Source organism: Enterobacter sp. BNK-34, from assembly GCF_048684445.1.
In the GTDB taxonomy this organism is placed as follows: domain Bacteria; phylum Pseudomonadota; class Gammaproteobacteria; order Enterobacterales; family Enterobacteriaceae; genus Enterobacter; species Enterobacter pseudoroggenkampii.
In genome coordinates this window covers 1,787,377-1,805,646 of the sequence record NZ_JBLQUA010000001.1, presented here as the reverse complement: position 1 = coordinate 1,805,646, position 18,270 = coordinate 1,787,377, and the positions used below count along the sequence as shown (strand labels likewise).

18 protein-coding genes are annotated in these 18,270 nt (G+C 55.8%); 11 read left to right on the top strand and 7 right to left on the bottom strand.

The window, feature by feature from the left end; translation table 11 throughout:
- The first annotated feature begins 67 nt into the window (after positions 1 to 67).
- The 6 genes from hpaB to yjiA all read left to right on the top strand — a co-directional run bounded on the left by hpaB (position 68) and on the right by yjiA (position 6,865).
- Complete coding sequence (gene hpaB / locus ACMGG5_RS08775) at positions 68 to 1,630, top strand: 4-hydroxyphenylacetate 3-monooxygenase, oxygenase component (protein WP_420277747.1); 1,563 nt, start codon at positions 68 to 70, stop codon at positions 1,628 to 1,630.
- 17 nt (positions 1,631 to 1,647) lie between these two features.
- Positions 1,648 to 2,160, top strand: a complete 513-nt coding sequence (locus ACMGG5_RS08770) for a 4-hydroxyphenylacetate 3-monooxygenase reductase subunit (RefSeq protein ID WP_024908295.1) — start codon at positions 1,648 to 1,650, stop codon at positions 2,158 to 2,160.
- A gap of 178 nt (positions 2,161 to 2,338) precedes the next feature.
- Positions 2,339 to 3,256, top strand: a complete 918-nt coding sequence (locus ACMGG5_RS08765) for a helix-turn-helix transcriptional regulator (protein WP_024908296.1) — start codon at positions 2,339 to 2,341, stop codon at positions 3,254 to 3,256.
- A gap of 191 nt (positions 3,257 to 3,447) precedes the next feature.
- Positions 3,448 to 5,601, top strand: coding sequence for a carbon starvation CstA family protein (locus tag ACMGG5_RS08760; protein WP_028016551.1), 2,154 nt, complete (start codon positions 3,448 to 3,450; stop codon positions 5,599 to 5,601).
- A gap of 96 nt (positions 5,602 to 5,697) precedes the next feature.
- On the top strand, positions 5,698 to 5,901 hold the full coding sequence (locus ACMGG5_RS08755) for a YbdD/YjiX family protein (protein ID WP_003856610.1): 204 nt from the start codon (positions 5,698 to 5,700) through the stop codon (positions 5,899 to 5,901).
- A 10-nt stretch (positions 5,902 to 5,911) separates the two neighbouring features.
- Positions 5,912 to 6,865 (top strand): GTPase, encoded by a 954-nt coding sequence (yjiA, locus tag ACMGG5_RS08750; RefSeq protein ID WP_061716011.1) that lies wholly within the window; start codon positions 5,912 to 5,914, stop codon positions 6,863 to 6,865.
- A gap of 430 nt (positions 6,866 to 7,295) precedes the next feature.
- On the opposite strand, the gene ACMGG5_RS08745 is transcribed toward yjiA, so the two are convergent.
- Positions 7,296 to 8,654, bottom strand: coding sequence for an esterase-like activity of phytase family protein (locus tag ACMGG5_RS08745; RefSeq protein WP_420277746.1), 1,359 nt, complete (start codon positions 8,652 to 8,654; stop codon positions 7,296 to 7,298).
- Between the two features lie 411 nt (positions 8,655 to 9,065).
- Here ACMGG5_RS08745 and ACMGG5_RS08740 point away from each other — a divergent pair, with 411 nt between their 5' ends.
- Both ACMGG5_RS08740 and ACMGG5_RS08735 read left to right on the top strand, forming a co-directional pair.
- Positions 9,066 to 9,611, top strand: a complete 546-nt coding sequence (locus tag ACMGG5_RS08740; RefSeq protein WP_047746519.1) for a YfaZ family outer membrane protein — start codon at positions 9,066 to 9,068, stop codon at positions 9,609 to 9,611.
- Positions 9,611 to 9,931 carry a hypothetical protein gene (locus tag ACMGG5_RS08735; RefSeq protein WP_048992924.1) on the top strand — a complete coding sequence of 107 codons (321 nt, stop codon included), beginning with the start codon at positions 9,611 to 9,613 and terminating at the stop codon, positions 9,929 to 9,931. Before ACMGG5_RS08740 ends, ACMGG5_RS08735 begins: the two co-directional genes overlap by 1 nt.
- A gap of 45 nt (positions 9,932 to 9,976) precedes the next feature.
- Here ACMGG5_RS08735 and ACMGG5_RS08730 read toward each other — a convergent pair whose 3' ends face one another.
- Positions 9,977 to 11,347 carry an NAD-dependent succinate-semialdehyde dehydrogenase gene (locus ACMGG5_RS08730; RefSeq protein ID WP_420277745.1) on the bottom strand — a complete coding sequence of 457 codons (1,371 nt, stop codon included), beginning with the start codon at positions 11,345 to 11,347 and terminating at the stop codon, positions 9,977 to 9,979.
- Between the two features lie 165 nt (positions 11,348 to 11,512).
- Positions 11,513 to 12,472 carry a hypothetical protein gene (locus tag ACMGG5_RS08725; RefSeq protein ID WP_157188571.1) on the bottom strand — a complete coding sequence of 320 codons (960 nt, stop codon included), beginning with the start codon at positions 12,470 to 12,472 and terminating at the stop codon, positions 11,513 to 11,515.
- 171 nt (positions 12,473 to 12,643) lie between these two features.
- On the opposite strand from ACMGG5_RS08725, the gene ACMGG5_RS08720 reads away from it, so the two are divergent.
- Entirely contained in the window at positions 12,644 to 13,912 is a 1,269-nt protein-coding gene (locus ACMGG5_RS08720) for a DUF445 domain-containing protein (RefSeq protein WP_420277744.1), read from the top strand.
- Here ACMGG5_RS08720 and ACMGG5_RS08715 read toward each other — a convergent pair.
- Positions 13,902 to 14,765: a LysR substrate-binding domain-containing protein gene (locus ACMGG5_RS08715; RefSeq protein WP_090419195.1), complete on the bottom strand. Its 864-nt coding sequence runs from the start codon at positions 14,763 to 14,765 to the stop codon at positions 13,902 to 13,904. The two genes, ACMGG5_RS08720 and ACMGG5_RS08715, sit on opposite strands and share 11 nt — an antisense overlap.
- Positions 14,766 to 14,862: 97 nt before the next feature.
- Between ACMGG5_RS08715 and ACMGG5_RS08710 the strand changes: the two genes are divergently transcribed.
- Together ACMGG5_RS08710 and ACMGG5_RS08705 are read left to right on the top strand one after the other, a co-directional pair.
- Positions 14,863 to 15,171 carry a carboxymuconolactone decarboxylase family protein gene (locus tag ACMGG5_RS08710; protein WP_024908308.1) on the top strand — a complete coding sequence of 103 codons (309 nt, stop codon included), beginning with the start codon at positions 14,863 to 14,865 and terminating at the stop codon, positions 15,169 to 15,171.
- Positions 15,171 to 15,551, top strand: coding sequence for a tautomerase family protein (locus ACMGG5_RS08705; protein WP_248272787.1), 381 nt, complete (start codon positions 15,171 to 15,173; stop codon positions 15,549 to 15,551). Before ACMGG5_RS08710 ends, ACMGG5_RS08705 begins: the two co-directional genes overlap by 1 nt.
- On the opposite strand, the gene ACMGG5_RS08700 is transcribed toward ACMGG5_RS08705, so the two are convergent.
- The 3 genes from ACMGG5_RS08700 to ACMGG5_RS08690 are packed head-to-tail and all read right to left on the bottom strand — an operon-like array spanning position 15,542 to position 18,130.
- On the bottom strand, positions 15,542 to 16,606 hold the full coding sequence (locus tag ACMGG5_RS08700; protein ID WP_420277743.1) for a DUF2955 domain-containing protein: 1,065 nt from the start codon (positions 16,604 to 16,606) through the stop codon (positions 15,542 to 15,544). The genes ACMGG5_RS08705 and ACMGG5_RS08700 overlap by 10 nt on opposite strands.
- Positions 16,596 to 17,663: an HlyD family secretion protein gene (locus ACMGG5_RS08695; RefSeq protein ID WP_420278613.1), complete on the bottom strand. Its 1,068-nt coding sequence runs from the start codon at positions 17,661 to 17,663 to the stop codon at positions 16,596 to 16,598. The genes ACMGG5_RS08700 and ACMGG5_RS08695 overlap by 11 nt, the downstream gene beginning before the upstream one ends.
- Positions 17,660 to 18,130 (bottom strand): MarR family winged helix-turn-helix transcriptional regulator, encoded by a 471-nt coding sequence (locus ACMGG5_RS08690; RefSeq protein ID WP_157188566.1) that lies wholly within the window; start codon positions 18,128 to 18,130, stop codon positions 17,660 to 17,662. Before ACMGG5_RS08690 ends, ACMGG5_RS08695 begins: the two co-directional genes overlap by 4 nt.
- Positions 18,131 to 18,270 lie beyond the last annotated feature (140 nt).

The window sequence follows — 18,270 nt, the reverse complement described above, 5'->3', positions numbered from 1 at the left end:
CAGGCTTCAATTAAACAACAAAAACAAAACATAAATTTAACAACCCTATTCCGATACGAGGTCCCCTATGAAGCCTGAAGAGTTCCGCGCTGATGCCAAACGCCCGTTAACCGGCGAAGAGTATTTAAAAAGCCTGCAGGACGGTCGTGAGATTTATATCTACGGCGAGCGCGTCAAAGACGTCACCACCCATCCGGCGTTTCGCAATGCGGCGGCTTCCATCGCGCAGATGTACGACGCGCTGCACAAGCCGGACATGCAGGACACGCTCTGCTGGGGCACCGACACCGGAAGCGGCGGCTATACCCACAAGTTCTTCCGCGTGGCGAAAAGCGCCGACGACCTGCGCCAGCAGCGCGACGCCATCGCCGAGTGGTCGCGCCTGAGCTACGGCTGGATGGGCCGCACGCCGGACTACAAAGCCGCGTTCGGCTGCGCGCTGGGCGCCAACCCGGCCTTCTACGGCCAGTTCGAGCAGAACGCCCGGAACTGGTACACCCGCATTCAGGAAACCGGCCTGTACTTTAACCACGCCATCGTTAACCCACCGATCGACCGCCACAAGCCGGCGGACGAGGTAAAAGACGTCTACATCAAGCTGGAGGAGGAGACCGACGCCGGGATTATCGTCAGCGGCGCGAAAGTGGTGGCGACCAACTCGGCGCTGACCCACTACAACATGATTGGCTTCGGTTCCGCGCAGGTGATGGGCGAAAACCCGGACTTCGCGCTGATGTTCGTCGCGCCGATGGATGCCGAGGGCGTGAAGCTGGTCTCCCGCGCCTCCTACGAGATGGTGGCAGGCGCAACCGGATCCCCGTACGACTACCCGCTCTCCAGCCGCTTTGATGAGAACGATGCGATCCTGGTGATGGATCACGTACTGATCCCGTGGGAAAACGTGCTGATCTACCGCGATTTCGACCGCTGCCGTCGCTGGACGATGGAGGGCGGCTTCGCCCGCATGTACCCGCTGCAGGCCTGCGTGCGTCTGGCGGTGAAGCTCGACTTTATCACCGCCCTGCTGAAGAAATCCCTGGAGTGCACCGGTACTCTCGAGTTCCGCGGCGTGCAGGCGGATCTCGGCGAAGTGGTGGCCTGGCGCAACATGTTCTGGGCGCTGAGCGACTCCATGTGTTCCGAAGCCACCCCGTGGGTCAACGGTGCGTATCTGCCGGATCACGCCGCCCTGCAGACCTACCGCGTGATGGCCCCGATGGCCTACGCCAAGATCAAGAACATCATCGAGCGTAACGTCACCTCCGGGCTGATCTACCTGCCGTCCAGCGCCCGGGATCTGAACAACCCGCAGATCGACCAGTATCTGGCGAAATACGTGCGCGGCTCCAACGGCATGGATCACGTCGAACGCATCAAGATTTTGAAACTGATGTGGGATGCCATCGGCAGCGAGTTTGGCGGTCGTCACGAGCTGTACGAAATTAACTACTCCGGCAGCCAGGATGAGATCCGCCTGCAGTGTCTGCGCCAGGCGCAGAGCTCCGGCAACATGGACAAGATGATGGCGATGGTCGACCGCTGTATGTCCGAATACGACCAGCACGGCTGGACCGTACCGCACCTGCACAACAACAGCGATATCAACATGCTCGACAAGCTGCTGAAATAGCGCAGCGGGAGGTTGCAATGCATTCAGATGAACAACGCCTGCGTTTTCGCGACGCAATGAGTAGCCTGTCGGCGGCGGTCAATGTGATCACCACCGAGGGTGAGGCCGGACGCTGCGGCATCACCGCTACCGCCGTCTGCTCGGTGACCGACACCCCGCCGTCAGTGATGGTGTGTATCAACGCCAACAGCGCCATGAATCCGGTATTTCAGGGTAACGGCAGGCTGTGCGTTAACGTGCTGAACCACGAGCAGGAGATCATGGCTCGCCATTTCGCCGGGATGACCGGAATAACGATGGAGGAGCGCTTTGCCCTCTCCTGCTGGCAAAAAGGCCCGCTGGCGCAGCCGGTACTCAAGGGCGCGCTGGCCAGCCTTGAAGGCGAGATTAGCCAGGTGCAAACCATCGGCACGCATCTTGTCTACCTTGTTGAAATTAAAAACATCATCCTGAGTGACGCAGGACACGGCCTGATCTACTTCAGGCGCCGTTTCCACCCGGTTATGCTGGAGGCGGAAGCCGCCTTATAATCCCCCTCGCGCTGGCCTTTTTTTCCGGCCAGCGCCGCTTTCTACAAAAACTCCTAAGGTTTCCGCTAAATCACGCCGTTATATAACCATAAGAGAAATTTTCTATGCCTGAAAACTGACATTTTGTGTCAGTGCACCCGCATCATTCAGCGCATACCTAAATATACAGGATGACCTTATGGCTAAAACGACGCGGAGCCGCTCGGCTGAACGTCTGGTCGATATTCTGGTTGAGCTACATTTAAACGGTGTGGTAAACCGCAGTGCGTTAATGGAGAAATTCAAAATTACCGAGCGCACCGTCTACCGGGATTTAAATGCCCTCTCTCCCATTGTTGAACATACCGGTAACGGGCTATATCGACTGATCCATTCGGCACAATCGCCCGGCGGACAAGGCTTACATCACACTCTTGCTAACTTCCTGAATGCTGATAGCTTTTTCCCTGAAAGAAATACGGAATTCTGGCAGAATCTTGAAACGCGCGTTGACGAAAACCATATTCTTATTCTTGCGAATGAAGCCGAACACACGGTACAACGTGATATTCGCCGTCATTTAACGAAAATCGAGAGATCGATTAAAAACCATAATGTTTGTCAGATTGTTTATAAGGGGAAAACCCGTCTGATTAATCCCTATAAACTCATTAACAAAAAAAATATATGGTATTTACAAGCCACCGAAAATAGCCGCCTGAAATCCTTCTCATTGAGTCAGATTAGCTGGTTTGATATTCAGAAAACGACCTTCACCCCGGAAGAAAATGTCCTTGCGCTGCTGGAAAAAAGCCTCGACCCCTGGGTCTCTGAAAATACTTTCGCGGTGAAAATATTCATCAAAGATAATATTTCACATTACTTCCTGCGTCGCGATCTTCTGCCAGAACAAGAGCTGCTGGCGGAGCAACAGGGCGGCGTCACGCTGCGCTGCCAGGCGGCCCACGAGAACCAGATCTTGCCGCTGCTGTTCTACTGGCTGCCTCATATTCAGATTCTGGAGCCGAACTGGCTGAAGGAAAAACTGCTCGGAACGCTGGAGCACTATCTGGCGGTGGAGCGCAACCCGAATAATCAAGTGATCTCAATCACATAATTTCGCCCCCTGGCGGCGAGCCGAAACCGCTCGTCGCCGCCTTTGACCGCTCACCTGTCACTTTCAACCACTCATTCATTTACCGTCCTTTACACGCGCGAGGATCTGGCACGATCGCTCCAGCATTAATCAATACCTCCTCACAACGAACCCTGACCCTTTTTTCTTTACATAAAAAACCAGGTCTTACTATGGATACTAAAAAACTACTGAAGCACGTGCCCTGGGCCTTACTCGGGATCCTCGGCGCTTTTTGTCTGGCGGTTGTCGCATTACGCCGGGGCGAACACGTAAGCGCCCTGTGGATCGTGGTCGCGTCCGTTTCCGTCTATCTTGTTGCTTATCGCTACTACAGCTTGTACATCGCGCAGAAGGTTATGAAGCTCGACCCGACGCGCGCCACTCCGGCGGTCATTAACAATGACGGCCTGAACTACGTGCCAACCAACCGCTACGTGCTGTTTGGTCACCACTTTGCCGCTATCGCCGGTGCAGGCCCGCTGGTGGGCCCGGTGCTGGCCGCGCAGATGGGCTACCTGCCGGGTACCCTGTGGCTACTCGCTGGCGTGGTGCTGGCGGGTGCGGTGCAGGACTTTATGGTGCTGTTTATCTCTTCTCGCCGTAACGGCGCCTCTCTGGGTGAGATGGTCAAAGAGGAGATGGGCCGCGTGCCGGGGACTATCGCCCTGTTCGGCTGCTTCCTGATTATGATCATCATCCTCGCGGTGCTGGCCCTGATCGTGGTGAAAGCGCTGGCCGAAAGCCCGTGGGGTGTCTTCACCGTCTGCTCAACCGTGCCGATTGCGCTGTTCATGGGTATCTACATGCGCTTCCTGAGACCGGGACGCGTAGGTGAGGTGTCGGTGATCGGTATCGTGCTGCTGGTGGCCTCCATCTACTTCGGCGGCGTGATTGCGCACGACCCGTACTGGGGTCCGGCGCTGACCTTTAAGGACACCACCATTACCTTCGCGCTGATTGGCTATGCGTTTATCTCCGCGCTGCTGCCGGTCTGGCTGATTCTGGCCCCGCGTGACTACCTGGCGACCTTCCTGAAAATCGGCGTTATCGTCGGTCTGGCGATCGGCATTCTGGTGATTAACCCGGATCTGAAAATGCCTGCGGTAACGCAGTACATCGACGGTACCGGCCCGCTGTGGAAAGGCGCCCTGTTCCCGTTCCTGTTCATCACCATTGCCTGCGGTGCGGTCTCCGGCTTCCACGCCCTGATCTCCTCCGGTACTACGCCTAAGCTGCTGGCGAACGAGAAAGACGCGCGTCTGATCGGCTACGGCGCGATGCTGATGGAGTCCTTCGTGGCGATCATGGCGCTGGTTGCAGCGTCCATCATCGAACCGGGTCTGTACTTCGCGATGAACACCCCGCCGGCGGGTCTCGGCATCACCATGCCAAACCTGCACGAGATGGGCGGTGACAACGCGGCGCTGATTATGGCGCAGCTGAAAGACGCCAGCGCACACGCGGCGGCGACCGTCAGCTCCTGGGGCTTCGTGATTTCGCCTGAGCAGATCATGCAGACCGCGAAGGACATCGGCGAACCGTCCGTGCTGAACCGCGCAGGTGGCGCTCCTACACTGGCTGTCGGTATCGCACACGTGTTCCACAAAGTGCTGCCGTGGGCGGACATGGGCTTCTGGTACCACTTCGGTATTCTGTTCGAAGCGCTGTTCATCCTGACCGCGCTGGACGCCGGTACCCGTGCGGGCCGCTTCATGCTGCAGGATTTGCTCGGTAACTTCGTGCCGTTCCTGAAGAAAACCGACTCTCTGGTAGCGGGCGTTCTAGGTACGGCGGGCTGCGTCGGCCTGTGGGGCTACCTGCTGTATCAGGGCGTTGTCGACCCACTGGGCGGCGTGAAGAGCCTGTGGCCGCTGTTCGGTATCTCTAACCAGATGCTGGCTGCCGTGGCGCTGGTGCTCGGCACCGTGGTACTGGTGAAGATGAAGCGCACCAAATACATCTGGGTCACCGTGGTTCCTGCGCTGTGGCTGCTGCTCTGCACCACCTGGGCGCTTGGCCTGAAGCTGTTCAGCGCCAACCCGCAGCTGGAAGGCTTCTTCTTCATGGCTAACCAGTACAAAGAGAAGATTGCCGCAGGCGGCGCAGACCTGACTGCCCAGCAGATTGCCAACATGAACCATATCGTGGTGAATAACTACACCAACGCGGGCCTGAGCATTCTGTTCCTGGTGGTGGTGTACAGCATTATCTTCTACGGCATCAAAACCTGGTTGAAAGTGCGTAACGCTGAAGGCCGTACGGACAAAGAAACCCCGTACGTACCGGTGCCAGAAGGCGGCGTGAAGACCTCTTCACACCACTAACACAATGGCGGGTGGCGCTGCGCTGACCCGCCCTACAACGGTACTGTAGGCCCGGATCGCTGCGCGCCACCGGGCTTTTTCTTATCAGGACACGTTATGTTTGGTAACTTAGGCGAAGCAAAAAAATACCTCGGTCAGGCGGCGAAAATGCTGATTGGCATTCCGGACTATGACAACTACGTTGAGCATATGAAGACCAACCATCCGGATAAGCCATACATGACCTACACCGAATTCTTCCGCGAGCGTCAGGAAGCGCGCTACGGCGGAAGTGGAGAAGGCGGCGTCCGCTGCTGCTAAAGGAGAGACCATGACCCCGATTGCCGTTACCCTGCTGACCGGTTTCCTCGGCGCCGGTAAAACCACCCTGCTGCGCCACATTCTCAACGAGCAGCACGGCTTCAAAATCGCCGTCATCGAAAACGAATTTGGCGAAGTCTCCGTAGACGACCAGCTGATTGGCGATCGCGCCACGCAGATCAAAACCCTGACCAACGGCTGTATCTGCTGCACCCGCTCTAACGAGCTGGAAGACGCCCTGCTGGACCTGCTCGACAGCCGCGATCGCGGTGAAATCGACTTTGACCGCCTGGTGATCGAGTGCACCGGCATGGCCGACCCCGGCCCGATTATTCAGACCTTTTTCTCTCATGAGATCCTTTGCCAGCGCTATCTGCTGGACGGCGTCATTGCCCTGGTCGATGCGGTCCACGCCGATGAGCAGATGAATCAGTTCACCATCGCCCAGTCTCAGGTGGGCTACGCCGACCGCATCCTGCTGACCAAAACCGACGTGGCGGGCGAAAGCGTTAAGCTTCGCGAGCGCCTGACGCGCATCAACTCCCGCGCGCCGATTTACACGGTGACGCACGGCGATATCGACCTGTCTCAGCTGTTCAACACCAACGGCTTTATGCTGGAGGAGAACGTCACCGCAAAACCGCGCTTCCACTTTATGGGAGACAAGCAAAACGACGTGGCGTCGATTGTGGTGGAACTGGACTACCCGGTGGACATCAGCGAGGTTTCGCGCGTGATGGAGAACCTGCTGCTGTCGTTTGCCGACAAGCTGCTGCGCTACAAAGGGATGCTGTGGATTGACGGCGAACCCAACCGCCTGCTGTTCCAGGGCGTTCAGCGCCTGTACAGCGCCGACTGGGACAGACCGTGGGGCGATGAAGTGCCGCGCAGCGTGATGGTGTTTATTGGTATACAGCTGCCGGAAGAGGAGATTCGGGCGGCGTTTGCGGGTCTGAAGAAATAACCGCCATGCATCCCCTCTCCTCTGTAATTTATTAACCTGAAACGATGAATTTTGTATCAGGAAAATGAATAAATTACAGCGATGTTCTGGTCCGGCTGTAAATCGCCGAAGCGTTTCCGTAGGGCCGGGGCGAGGCGCAGGGATGCGCCGAGAGGGCGTGGCCTGCAGGGATGCAGGCTCATGCCCGACCCGATAGCCCGAAGGAATAAGCTGAGGGCACCGCGAAGCGGCGATTTACCGCCGGGAGCCCGGGTCGCCAGGGTGGTGGCGATTGAGCCACCCTGGCACGTTCACAGGTCATGCCGTTACAGAGTAGCAAGGAACATAAAGTGAACGGAATGACCTCCACAGCCGTATGTTCCCCCTCACCCCAGCCCTCTCCCTCAAGGGAGAGGGGGCCGTCTGTGCAGGCATTATTTTGTGGGGATACTTATTTCACCGCCTCCGGCAGCGTCACAATCCAAAACTCGCTGTCGGACTCCGGCTTCTTCAGCGGCTTCACGCTGAGCGTGGTTTCCACCGGTTTATCATCCAGCGTCAGCTTGCCTTCCGCGTTCACCCGATAATCCTTGAGCTTTTTGCCCTCGACCGGGTTTTGCATCGCCACCTTCACGCCAAAGTCGTTATCGTTCGCCACCGCAAGCGTTTTGCTGTCGATAAGCGCCAGCCCTTCGGCCTTCTCCTGCTGCCAGCCCAGCGCGCGGAGATCGACGACCTGCGTTTTTGCTGCAAGGGTAATCCCGCGCTGCGCCAGGGTTTTCTCATCATCAAACTCCGGGTACTCGCCCGGCTTGTCAAAGGCGGAAAGATCGCTCGCCTTGCTGAGATCCACCTTGTAAATCAGGTTACGCATCCCGTCGTTTTTATCGCTTCCCTGCTCAATCAGCAGGATGTGCTGATTATCGAGCGCCACGATGTCGCCGATTTTGGCGTCGCTGTTTTTATCGTAGGCCGCGCTGTCGATGGGGTAACCGTACATCGCGGTTTTGCCGGTCGCCGGATCGAAGCTCACCAGACGCGTAAACAGCGCCTGTTTTTTGCTCTTCCCGTCGATATCCAGCGTGCTTTGCACGGCGGCGATAATGCGTCCGTCCGGCATGCGGGTCAGCCCTTCAAAGCCCCGGTTTGCCTGACGCCATTTAATAACGTTTGGCAGACCGCCCGCGATGGATTTTTCCCCTTCCGCGGCCTGCGGCCCGTGGATCGCGAGGATCTTGCCTTTGCTGTCGACGTTAATCAGGAACGGGCCGTACTCGTCGCACAGCCAGTAGCCGCCTTTGCCGTCCGGCGTGATGCCTTCCGTATCCAGTCCGCGGTTGTCACCCTTGAGCGTCTTTAAGGTATCGCTGAACGCCACTTCATTGGTGGAACCAATCACGCCGCTTTGCAGCGGCAGACCGTTAATCTCGCCTTTATCGTCATGCAGCGGACGGGCATCCGTTGCCTCTGCTTTGCCGTTCTGGACGCGGATGGTCATCAGCAGCGGCGCGAAATCTGGCGTGACAAATATTTTGGCTTCGTTTTTACCCATTTTTGGCGCATCGGCGTTGGGACCGCGATCGGTCACGGTCGCAAACGTCAGGGCATCGTCCTGCTTGCCCGTAAACAGCAGGCCAGAGCCAATCCCCACCGGGAGACCGTTCGGGAACGCATCGGCAAACGCGCCGCTGTATTTCACATGGGAGCCGTCAGGGAAGCTGACGACATAGCGCTCAGCGGTAGGCTGTGCCGCCAGGCCAGAGAAAGAGAGCGCACAACCGATAAACACAGGAATAATTTTTCTTTTCATATTGTTAGCATCCAGTTAGTGAAGCCAACAACGTAAAGAATAAACGTGTCAGAAAAATGACATGGAAAGGCAACCGGCATGGGCGAGTGAACGTATATTCAATGCCCGGAAATGTAAGGTTGTGTTGTATTGTGTGACAACTGAAATACTTTTGGAAATTATTAGAAACTCAATTAATTCACCTCTAATCACTATCCCTTCTTCGTTCAGTTTATGTTTAGTCAAAAAATTAAACGGTTCCTAAACACCAAAACATCACCCGTTGACACCCCGGCAATCAAACAGCATTGCAACAACTTCTATAAAAAACTTAACAATATCAGCATAAAACATCGACTTTCATCACATTTGCAGTCATAAAAATCGCTTGTTAAGGTGCCCCCAGATGAATTTAATGACGAGGCATAAAACATGAAAAAACTGAATATCCTTCTTCTTTCTGCTCTGACCGCCCTCTCGGGTTCCGCTCTGGCAATGGGTGGCAGCATTGAGCAGGGTAAAAACTTTACCAACCTCAACCTGGAAATGGGGAAATCCTCATCCGGCCTGTATGCCGAAAGCAACTGGCTTAAAAACACCGATGACGGTACCCAGACCGGCGGCGTGGGCGCAGGCTACAACCTGGAAGTAGGCCCGGTAATGCTGAATGCGGGTGCCAAAGCCATCTACATCGGCCCGAAAAAAGGCGATAACGGCGTGGCGTTCCCGATCGGCGGCGGCGTAAACGTTGCCCTGACCGACAGCATCCACGTGTACGGTGAAGGCTACGTGGCGCCAGAAGGGCTGAACAACAGCGTGAAAAACTACGTGGAAGCCAACGGCGGCGTAAGCTGGACGCCGATCGCGCCGGTGACCCTGAAAGTGGGCTACCGCCACGTGAGCGTTGATGGCAAAGACGGTCGTCCGAACCATACGCTTATTGACGGCGCATATGTTGGCGGTGGAGTCACCTTCTGATGAAACACCGCATGACCGCGCTTTGCGTTCTGAGCCTCACGCTGATGCTCACCGGCTGCGTCCAGTACAAATGGGTGAAACCGGGCGTCAGCGACGTGGAAATGAATAAAAAGCTCACGGAATGCGAAGCGCAGGCACTGATCGATCTTCCCCCGGATAACGTGGTGACCGGTTCGAGCTCGGAAAAAACGGACAAATCGAAAAAGAAAAAGGATATTTCCACGAGCTACACGGTTGAAGACGCGAATGAATATCGCCGGGATACGCTGGTTGACAGCTGCATGTTTAAAAGCGGCTGGGACAAGATCGAAGTGCAATAATCCCCTTAAAAAAACCTGCCGGCTGGCAGGTTTTTTTATAACCTCTTACTTATGCACCACCACCAGCTTCTGGTTCACAAACTCTTTGATCCCCAGATCCGACAGCTCGCGTCCGTAACCGGAGCGCTTCACGCCGCCGAACGGCAGCTCTGGCGCGGTATCGGTAAGCCAGTTGATGTACACCATCCCGGTCTCGATCCGGGACGCCATTTTCTTCGCGCGCTCGATATCCTGGCTGAATACCGCCCCGCCCAGGCCGTAGTGGGAGTCGTTCGCCAGCGCGACCGCCTCGTCGTCGTTTTTCACCACGTACATCTGCGCTACCGGGCCGAAGAACTCTTCGAAGTACGCCGGGTTGTCGCGCGAGATGTTCGTCAGGATCGTCGGCTCGAAGAAGCTCCCGTCGCGCTGCACCGGCTTGCCGCCATAGTGCAGCGTCGCGCCGTTTTTCACCGCCTCGTTAACCTGTTTGGTCAGTGTTTCAAGCGCATCTTTCGACGACAGCGGCCCCAGCGTGGTGCTTTCGTCCAGCGGATCGCCAATCTTCACCTGCTTAAACGCCTCGGTGAATTTGCTCAGGAAGGCATCCGCAATCTTTTCATGCAGGATAAAGCGCTTCGCCGCGGTGCAGACCTGCCCGGCGTTGTTGAGGCGCGCATTCACACCAATCTTCACGGCTTTGTCCAGGTCCGCATCGTCCAGCACCACGAAGACGTCGTTACCGCCCAGCTCCAGCGTGGATTTCTTAATGTGCTTCGCCGCCTGTGTGGCCACCACGCTGCCGGCTTTTTCGGAGCCGGTCAGCGCCGCCCCCTGCACGCGATCGTCGGCAATGATGTTCGCCACCTGCTCGGACGAAATAAACAGGTTAGTCCATGCCCCTTCCGGCGCGCCCGCCTCGCGAACCAGGTGGGCAAAGGTCTCGGCGCAGTGCGGCACAATGCTGGAATGCTTGGCGATCACCGGGTTGCCCGCCGCCAGGTTTGGTGCCAGGACGCGCATCAGCTGGTAATACGGGAAGTTCCACGGCTCAACGGCCATCAGCACGCCGATGGGGTGATGCTCCACCCACGCTTCCCCAAGCTCAGAGTCGTACTTCACCGGGGCCAGGAACTGCTTCGCATTGTCGGCGTAATAGCGGGCGATCTGCGCGCACAGCTTCACCTCGCCGCGGCTCTGTTCGATAAGCTTGCCCATCTCCTGGCTGGCGATTTTCGCCAGATCCTCGGTGCGCTCGTCGATCAGGTCGGCAAGCTTATGCAGCACCGGCAGGCGCTGGCTGATGTCGCCTTTAGCCCAGTCCGAATGGTAAAGCGCATCGGCCGCCTTCAGGGCCGCTTCAATATCCGCGTCGGTATGTGAGGGGTATTCTTTGATGAGCTGGTTAGTGGCAGGATTTACTGTCTGATAAGCCATGTCGAATCTCCTTGTTTTACCGCTTAGGGTATTAAGGGTAGTCAACATGACTGGCCGTGGACGTAAAGTTGGGTATATCCGGAGATTTCTGAAAGAGGTTACGACCCTGCCATCCATAGACAGGGGTCAGTATCGTATCTTTGCTTCATATTCCATCAACACTTCTTACTTTGCCCATGTAGGAATAGTTTGTTCTGACACGTTTTTCACAGTGTAGCCATCATTCCCCTGATTATCTTTAATACACTTTATTTCATCAAAACCCCATTTACCATTACGGTCAGAAAAATAAACTGTATATTTCTCAGTATCAAAACCAAAATATTTCTCATTTGGATGTTTGAAAATTTTACTGCCGCAAGAGAAATTATCCCTCCACTCAGCATCAGTAGAATAATTCAACACATAATAGGCAACAACGTCAAGTCTGTCAGTGACAAACGTCATAAGTAAAGTCAATAACATCAAAGCCCCCAAAATATTGAAAAGTGTATATCCTTGAAATTTATTTGCAGTCGTAACAAATATCACATAGGTTACTAACTGCAAAATAAAAGAGAGTAACACGAAGAATGCAGTAAGCTTCCATAAGAACTCAACCCATGGGCTAGAAGATAAATCCAAATTGCTGATCTGAAAAAAAAGACTTGCTGAGAAGGCGCTTGATAACGCATAGCATAATGATATAAAAGAAAATAATGTCAGCCTTATTTTTTTGATGCTCTTATATCCGTTTATTTCCAAGATAAAAACTGTAAGAATACTACTTATTGCAATTAAAACGACGAAAATCATCAGGAGCACTTTCGCCATATAAATAAATTGTATGTTAATTAAAAACGGAATTAATATAAAAGAACACCATGCAATAAGAGATGTCCATCCTGCTACCTTACTAATCCATATTTCATTTTCAAAGCGTGTAAAAAAACTTATAATCTCTCTACTTCTTTCTTTCCTTACATATATTACGATGATAAGCGCAGCAAATAATACATATGATATGTATATAGTTGCAGGGTTTTTTATTTTTATAAGAATGAGGCAAACCACATAGAAAAACAACAAAAAGAGATCGACAGATTTACTTTTCACTCCATTGATAATACGAATCTTTAAAGTCATTTAATTTCACTCTATGAATAAGACAATCTATTTAATCTGCAAATAATCTATTGCTACATTATGACAAAATGCAAGCAGTCTTTTTCACATAAGTATAAAAGCGAAATGACTATTTCGTTTATTACACAACATATTTTGCACATTCCCCTCGTATCCCTCTATCCTTAACCCATGGGAAAAATAGCTGAACTCAAACGCGCCAAGCTGCTGGCGCTGTCGCTGCTGCTGGTTGCCGCCGCGGCGTTTATCACCACCCTGTTCCTGCCGCAGACCTTCTGGGTGCGCGGCGTCAAGGCCATTGCCGAGGCGGCAATGGTCGGCGCGCTGGCTGACTGGTTTGCGGTCGTCGCGCTGTTCCGCCGGGTGCCGATTCCCTTTATCTCCCGCCATACGGCGATCATCCCGCGCAATAAAGACCGGATCGGCGACAATCTCGGCCAGTTTGTGCAGGAGAAGTTTCTCGATACCCAGTCGCTGGTGGCGTTGATCCGCCGCTATGAGCCCGCGCAGATGATTGGTGCCTGGTTCAGCAAGCCCGACAACGCCCAGCGCGTCGGGCTGCATCTGATGCAGGTGATGAGCGGTTTTCTCGAACTCACCGACGACGGGCGCATTCAGCGCCTGCTCAAACGCGCGGTGCATAAGGCCATCGACAAGGTCGACTTCACTGAAACCAGCGCCGTGATGCTGGAGAGCATGACCAAAAACAACCGCCATCAGGTGCTGCTGGACGCCATCATCAATCGCCTGATTACCCTGATTCAGCGGGAAAGCACGCGGGACTTTATCGCCGACCAGATCGTCCACTGGCTCAAGACCGAGCATCCGCGCAAGGCGATGGTGCTGCCCACCGAGTGGCTGGGCGATCAAAGCGCGGAGATGGTGTCAAACGCGGTGAACACGCTGCTGGACGATATCAGCCACGACCGCACGCACCAGATCCGCCAGGCGTTTGACCGCGCCACGCTGAAGCTTATCGACAACCTGAAAAACGATCCTGAGATGGCGGCAAAAGCCGACAACATCAAGCACTACCTGAAAAACGATGAGGCGTTTAACCGCTATCTGGGCGAGATGTGGGCCGATCTGCGCCAGTGGCTGAAGGCGGATATGCAGAGTGAGGACTCGCGCGTGAAACAGCGCATCGCCAACGCCGGGCTGTGGTTTGGTGAAACGCTGACGAACGATGCGAACCTGCAGGCCTCGCTGAACGAGCATCTGGAGCAGGCCGCGCACCGCCTCGCGCCGGATTTTGCCGCGTTCCTGACACGCCACATCAGCGACACGGTGAAAAGCTGGGATGCCAAAGACATGTCCCGCCAGATTGAGCTGAACATTGGCAAGGATCTGCAGTTTATCCGCGTCAACGGCACCCTGGTGGGCGGGACGATTGGCCTGATCCTGTTTTTACTCTCGCAAATCCCGACGCTTATCCATTGAGCGTCCTGAGGATCAGCGCCTTCATGCTGGAAATAGCGGCATTGGCGGAGGCGCTTCCCTGATGCAGCGCTATTCCCAACTCTCCTGTATCTGGCAGCAGGCGGCTGTCGACCTGTAACGTCTCGGGCAGGCCAATACGCGTGCGGAGCGTAATACCCAGCCCTGCGCTGACGCCCGCCCACAGTCCGCTCAGGCTATAGCTGGTAAAAGCGATACGCCAGGGAATACCTGCGGCATCCAGCGCTGCGATAGCCCGGCTTCGCAAGAGGCAGGGGGCGTCAAACATTACCAGCGGCAGCGGCTCACCTCGCTGCAGAAGTACCTCAATGTCCTCGCTGGACCGGCAAATCCACTTTAGCGGCTCGCTTCGCACATAGTCGCCTTCTCGTCCTTCCTGCCAGACCAGCGCCAGATCGAGTTCGTTTGCCGCCACGCCCCGCAGCAGCGGCGGGTTGCGATCGACGCGCGCGATCATGCGAAGCTCAGGGTGTTGTCTGTGAAAATCGCCGATAACCTGCGGCATCACGGACTCCCCAAAGTCCTCCTGCATACCCAGACGCACCTCGCCCTGAAGCAACTCCCCCCTGATAGCCCGGAGCGCTTCATCATTTAATGCCAGCATGCGTCGGGCGTAGCTCAGCAGAATTTCACCCTCCCGGGTCAGAGCCAGCGTACGCCCCTGCTTCACGGTGAGCGCCACGCCGCACTGCTGCTCCAGCTTTTTTAGCTGGGCGCTGACCGCAGAGGTGGACCGACACAGCCTGTCCGCCGCCTCGGCAAAGCTGGTGGATTGAATACCCTCCACAAAGCTGCGCAGCGCGTCCAGGTCTAATGCTGAAAAGCGTTTATCCATATCATCCTCATTTTCAGGACATTTGGTCCTGAACATTGTGATTTTATTTATGGTGGCAGCCTGCGAGAGTGATTTCCAGACGACAGGAGGAATAAAAATGAGCACAACACTGAATCGCGACACGCTTGCGCAGGTCTCCCCTAAGCTGGCGGAACTCAGCCAGCAGGTGCTGTTTGGCGATATCTGGCAGCGTCCGCAGCTGGCCCCGCGGGATCGCAGCCTGATCACGCTTGCCGCCCTGGCCGCCCTGGGGCGTACTGCGCAGCTTCCCTGGCATATCGACTTTGCCCGACAAAACGGCGTGACGGACGACGAGATTGCCGAAGCGTTTACCCATCTGGCGTTTTACGCAGGCTGGCCGGCAGCCGTCAGCGCCCTGACCTGCCTGGCAGAGGAGAAACAATAATGCCGTTTGTTCGCATCATGACGGGTGGCCGCTATAGCGAGAAGCAGAAAAAACAGATCTCGGACATTCTGCACCAGGCGCTAACGGAAACCTTCGCCGTTCCCGCGCAGGACCGGTTTCATTTTTTTGAATGCTTCACTGCCGGGGATCGATACGTTGATCGGCACTATCTCAGCCCGGGCAGAACGGAGGGGGCGATACTGTTCAATATCGTGGCCGGTAAGCCGAGGAGCGATGAACAAAAAGCGGCGCTCTACCGCCAGTTGGCTGCGCAACTGAATGAGAGGATGGGCATCAATGGTGGGGACGTGATGGTCGTTATCCAGTTTACTGCCGCTGAAGACTGGAGCTTCAGCGGCGGCATACGCTATCAGCCCTGAATGACGTAGCGCGTCGCCTCGAAGCGGTTCAGGATCAGGTGCACCAGAAAGACCATCGTCAGCGTCGCCACCAGCGAAAAGGTAACGGAGGTGATGCGGTACAGATCGCTGAACACCAGGTCCGTGTCCGGGTGCATGTTCTGCCCGAACATTATCCCGATGGTGGTGATGCTGGAGAAGCCCACGCCCGCCCCCACCTTCTCCATCACGTGGAGTCGCGCACCAAACGCCAGCCCAAGGCCGATCAGCGGCATCATCAATAGCATATGGCTGCTGTGATCGTAGAGGATCAGCTGCACCACCAGAATATAGAGGCAGCCCAGCACCACGCCGACCACGCGCCAGATGGAGCTCATCACCGAACCGCGATAGTGCATCGGGAACAGGATCAAAATCCCCGCCATCAGCGCCGAAAGCGAATCGCTTAAATCGCTGATCTGAAAAACGACGAATATCAGCGTCGCGACGGTACCGGAGAGCAGCGACTCGTGGCGCACGCGGGCGTCGTCTTTCTCAATCAGCGGCGGCGGCTTGCGGGGCTCCACGTCCGGCAGGAGATAGTTCATCAGCGCGCTCAGGCACACCGCCATCACGCTGGCTTCGATGTTGGAAAACAGCAGCGTGTGCCAGTTGGTGGTGGGGTAGCTCATAAAGTTGAGCATCACGCTCTGGCACACCACGCCCATGGACCCGAACAAAAACAGCGGCCCTTTACTCATAAAGCGAAAGCGCATCACGTACAGGGCGAAGACCACCAGCGTCATGATCACCGGCCATTGCGACAGATAGCCGATGATAATCACCATTTCGACGCAGTTGAGCGATGCGCTGAAGATAAACTGCTTCGCCACGTGGCGGTTAAACACCGGCACCAGCGACAGCAGCATAATCGGGTAGACCACGAAAAATACGCCATAGCTGGTGTTGTAGAAGCTGGAGATGCTGAGCGCAATCATCCCGGCAAAGACGATGCGCAGGGTCTGGCGAAAGTCGTTTGCCGTATAGACGATGTTGCCGTGCGGGGTAAACACCCGCGCCAGGGTGCTAATAGACATAGTGAAGCAGGCTCACCAGGTGGATCTGCATCCCGGAGAAGAAGCGCGCAAACGGTCCTTCGCTGTTGTAGAGCTGCACGGTCGCGCGGGCTCCGGTCGGCAGATGCTTCGGCAGCGCCTCGTCCAGCGTCACGTGAATGCGCATGCGCTGAGCGTCGCGCACCCAGCGGTTGGAGGTTTCCGGCTCGGAGAGCTGGCCGTTTACCGCCTCCTGACCGGCAAGGATCCCCGCGTCGCTGCTGGTGACGTGGGCGCGGAAAACGTGCCCCGGGAAGGCGTCGAACACCACGGCGGCATCGGTGCCCTGACGAGTATGGCGCAGGCTCTTCTCGCGGAAATCGGCCACGATGTCGGTCTGGTTGTTCACCAGCGCCAGCGCGGCTGAGCCCGAGGAGGCGTAAAAGCCCGGGCTTAACTGCAGGTTACTGACCGTGCCGTCCGCCTGGGCGTAAACCTTCGTCCAGCCGAGATTGAGTTCCGCTTCATCCAGCGCGTTGCGGTATTTTTGCAGCGTCACGTTGCGGTGCTCGTCCCGCTCGCCGCGCTGAATGCGCAGGTTCTGGATGTTGGCCTGAATTGAGCTGACGGACTGTTCGCTGCTCTGCCAGGTCGTGCGGACTTTATCCAGATCCGCCTGCGAGACGTTCTGCAGCGTACTAAGCTTCTGGTAGCGGTCAAAGGTTACTTTGTCGTTACGCGCGGTCAGCACGGCGGTTTTCAGGCTGGCCTGCGCGGCAACGATCTGCGCATCCAGCTGTTCGTTGGACAGGCGTGCCTGCTCGAGCGCGATTTGCGCCGCCTCCACCTTATTGCGAAACGGCGTGTCGTCGAGCTCAAACAGCAGATCGCCTCTCTTCACCTGGCTGTTGTTGTGGACATGTACCGCCGCCACGTAACCGGAGACACGCGGAGACACCGGCGTCACCACGCGCATCACGGTGGAGTCCGGCGTCAGCGGGATCCAGATATCCGCGACGATAAAGTAGACAAACATCAGCAGGAAAGAGGCAATACTCACCCTTACCCAGCGGGCAAACTTTTGTTCAGGGGTCATTATTTTTCGGTCTTGTTATCTTCTTCGCGGATTGTCCGCAAATTGCAGGCGATTTGATTCAACGTGGCGCTGAAAATGTCGAGATGTTCCGGCACGATGTTTTGCGATACGCGCGCCTGATACGTCTCAATTACCTGAGTGAGCCTTTGTAACAGGGCTTTTCCCTCAGGCGTCAGCGTCAGAAGCCGGATGCGCTTGTCATAAGGCGATACGGCGCGCAGCAGGTATCCCTGCTTTTCCAGCTGTGTCAGGGTGCGCATCAGCGGCGGCAGTTCAATGCCCTGCACCTCCGCCAGCTCACTCATTGAGACGTTATCCCCGAGCTGATGCAGCTGCATCATCACCGTCCAGCTCGACTGGGTTAACCCGGTATCGAGAATGGCCTCGTCGATGACGGCACGCCACTGGCGCACGATCATCGCCATCCGCATGCCCATCGGCCTGCGGCAGAACAGTTCTTCTTCACTCATAGGGAAACCTCTCGTCACACGCGGTCAAGATAATAGTTATCAGGGTAACTATCAAGAAACGAGAGGCGAAAGCGCAGGAATTGCGAAAGGGTGTTCTCCCTCTCCCTGTGGGAGAGGGTCGGGGTGAGGGCATCAGCCCG

What these genes read in the sequence shown, in the direction of transcription:
- ACMGG5_RS08745 (WP_420277746.1), bottom strand. Translation starts at nt 8,654, where the DNA reads ATGAAAAGAAAAATTATTCCTGTGTTTATCGGTTGTGCGCTCTCTTTC.
- ACMGG5_RS08765 (WP_024908296.1), top strand. Translation starts at nt 2,339, where the DNA reads ATGGCTAAAACGACGCGGAGCCGCTCGGCTGAACGTCTGGTCGATATT.
- ACMGG5_RS08720 (WP_420277744.1), top strand. Translation starts at nt 12,644, where the DNA reads ATGGGAAAAATAGCTGAACTCAAACGCGCCAAGCTGCTGGCGCTGTCG.
- ACMGG5_RS08690 (WP_157188566.1), bottom strand. Translation starts at nt 18,130, where the DNA reads ATGAGTGAAGAAGAACTGTTCTGCCGCAGGCCGATGGGCATGCGGATG.
- ACMGG5_RS08740 (WP_047746519.1), top strand. Translation starts at nt 9,066, where the DNA reads ATGAAAAAACTGAATATCCTTCTTCTTTCTGCTCTGACCGCCCTCTCG.
- ACMGG5_RS08725 (WP_157188571.1), bottom strand. Translation starts at nt 12,472, where the DNA reads ATGACTTTAAAGATTCGTATTATCAATGGAGTGAAAAGTAAATCTGTC.
- ACMGG5_RS08770 (WP_024908295.1), top strand. Translation starts at nt 1,648, where the DNA reads ATGCATTCAGATGAACAACGCCTGCGTTTTCGCGACGCAATGAGTAGC.
- ACMGG5_RS08715 (WP_090419195.1), bottom strand. Translation starts at nt 14,765, where the DNA reads ATGGATAAACGCTTTTCAGCATTAGACCTGGACGCGCTGCGCAGCTTT.
- yjiA (WP_061716011.1), top strand. Translation starts at nt 5,912, where the DNA reads ATGACCCCGATTGCCGTTACCCTGCTGACCGGTTTCCTCGGCGCCGGT.
- ACMGG5_RS08730 (WP_420277745.1), bottom strand. Translation starts at nt 11,347, where the DNA reads ATGGCTTATCAGACAGTAAATCCTGCCACTAACCAGCTCATCAAAGAA.
- ACMGG5_RS08700 (WP_420277743.1), bottom strand. Translation starts at nt 16,606, where the DNA reads ATGTCTATTAGCACCCTGGCGCGGGTGTTTACCCCGCACGGCAACATC.
- ACMGG5_RS08735 (WP_048992924.1), top strand. Translation starts at nt 9,611, where the DNA reads ATGAAACACCGCATGACCGCGCTTTGCGTTCTGAGCCTCACGCTGATG.
- ACMGG5_RS08760 (WP_028016551.1), top strand. Translation starts at nt 3,448, where the DNA reads ATGGATACTAAAAAACTACTGAAGCACGTGCCCTGGGCCTTACTCGGG.
- ACMGG5_RS08755 (WP_003856610.1), top strand. Translation starts at nt 5,698, where the DNA reads ATGTTTGGTAACTTAGGCGAAGCAAAAAAATACCTCGGTCAGGCGGCG.
- ACMGG5_RS08710 (WP_024908308.1), top strand. Translation starts at nt 14,863, where the DNA reads ATGAGCACAACACTGAATCGCGACACGCTTGCGCAGGTCTCCCCTAAG.
- hpaB (WP_420277747.1), top strand. Translation starts at nt 68, where the DNA reads ATGAAGCCTGAAGAGTTCCGCGCTGATGCCAAACGCCCGTTAACCGGC.
- ACMGG5_RS08705 (WP_248272787.1), top strand. Translation starts at nt 15,171, where the DNA reads ATGCCGTTTGTTCGCATCATGACGGGTGGCCGCTATAGCGAGAAGCAG.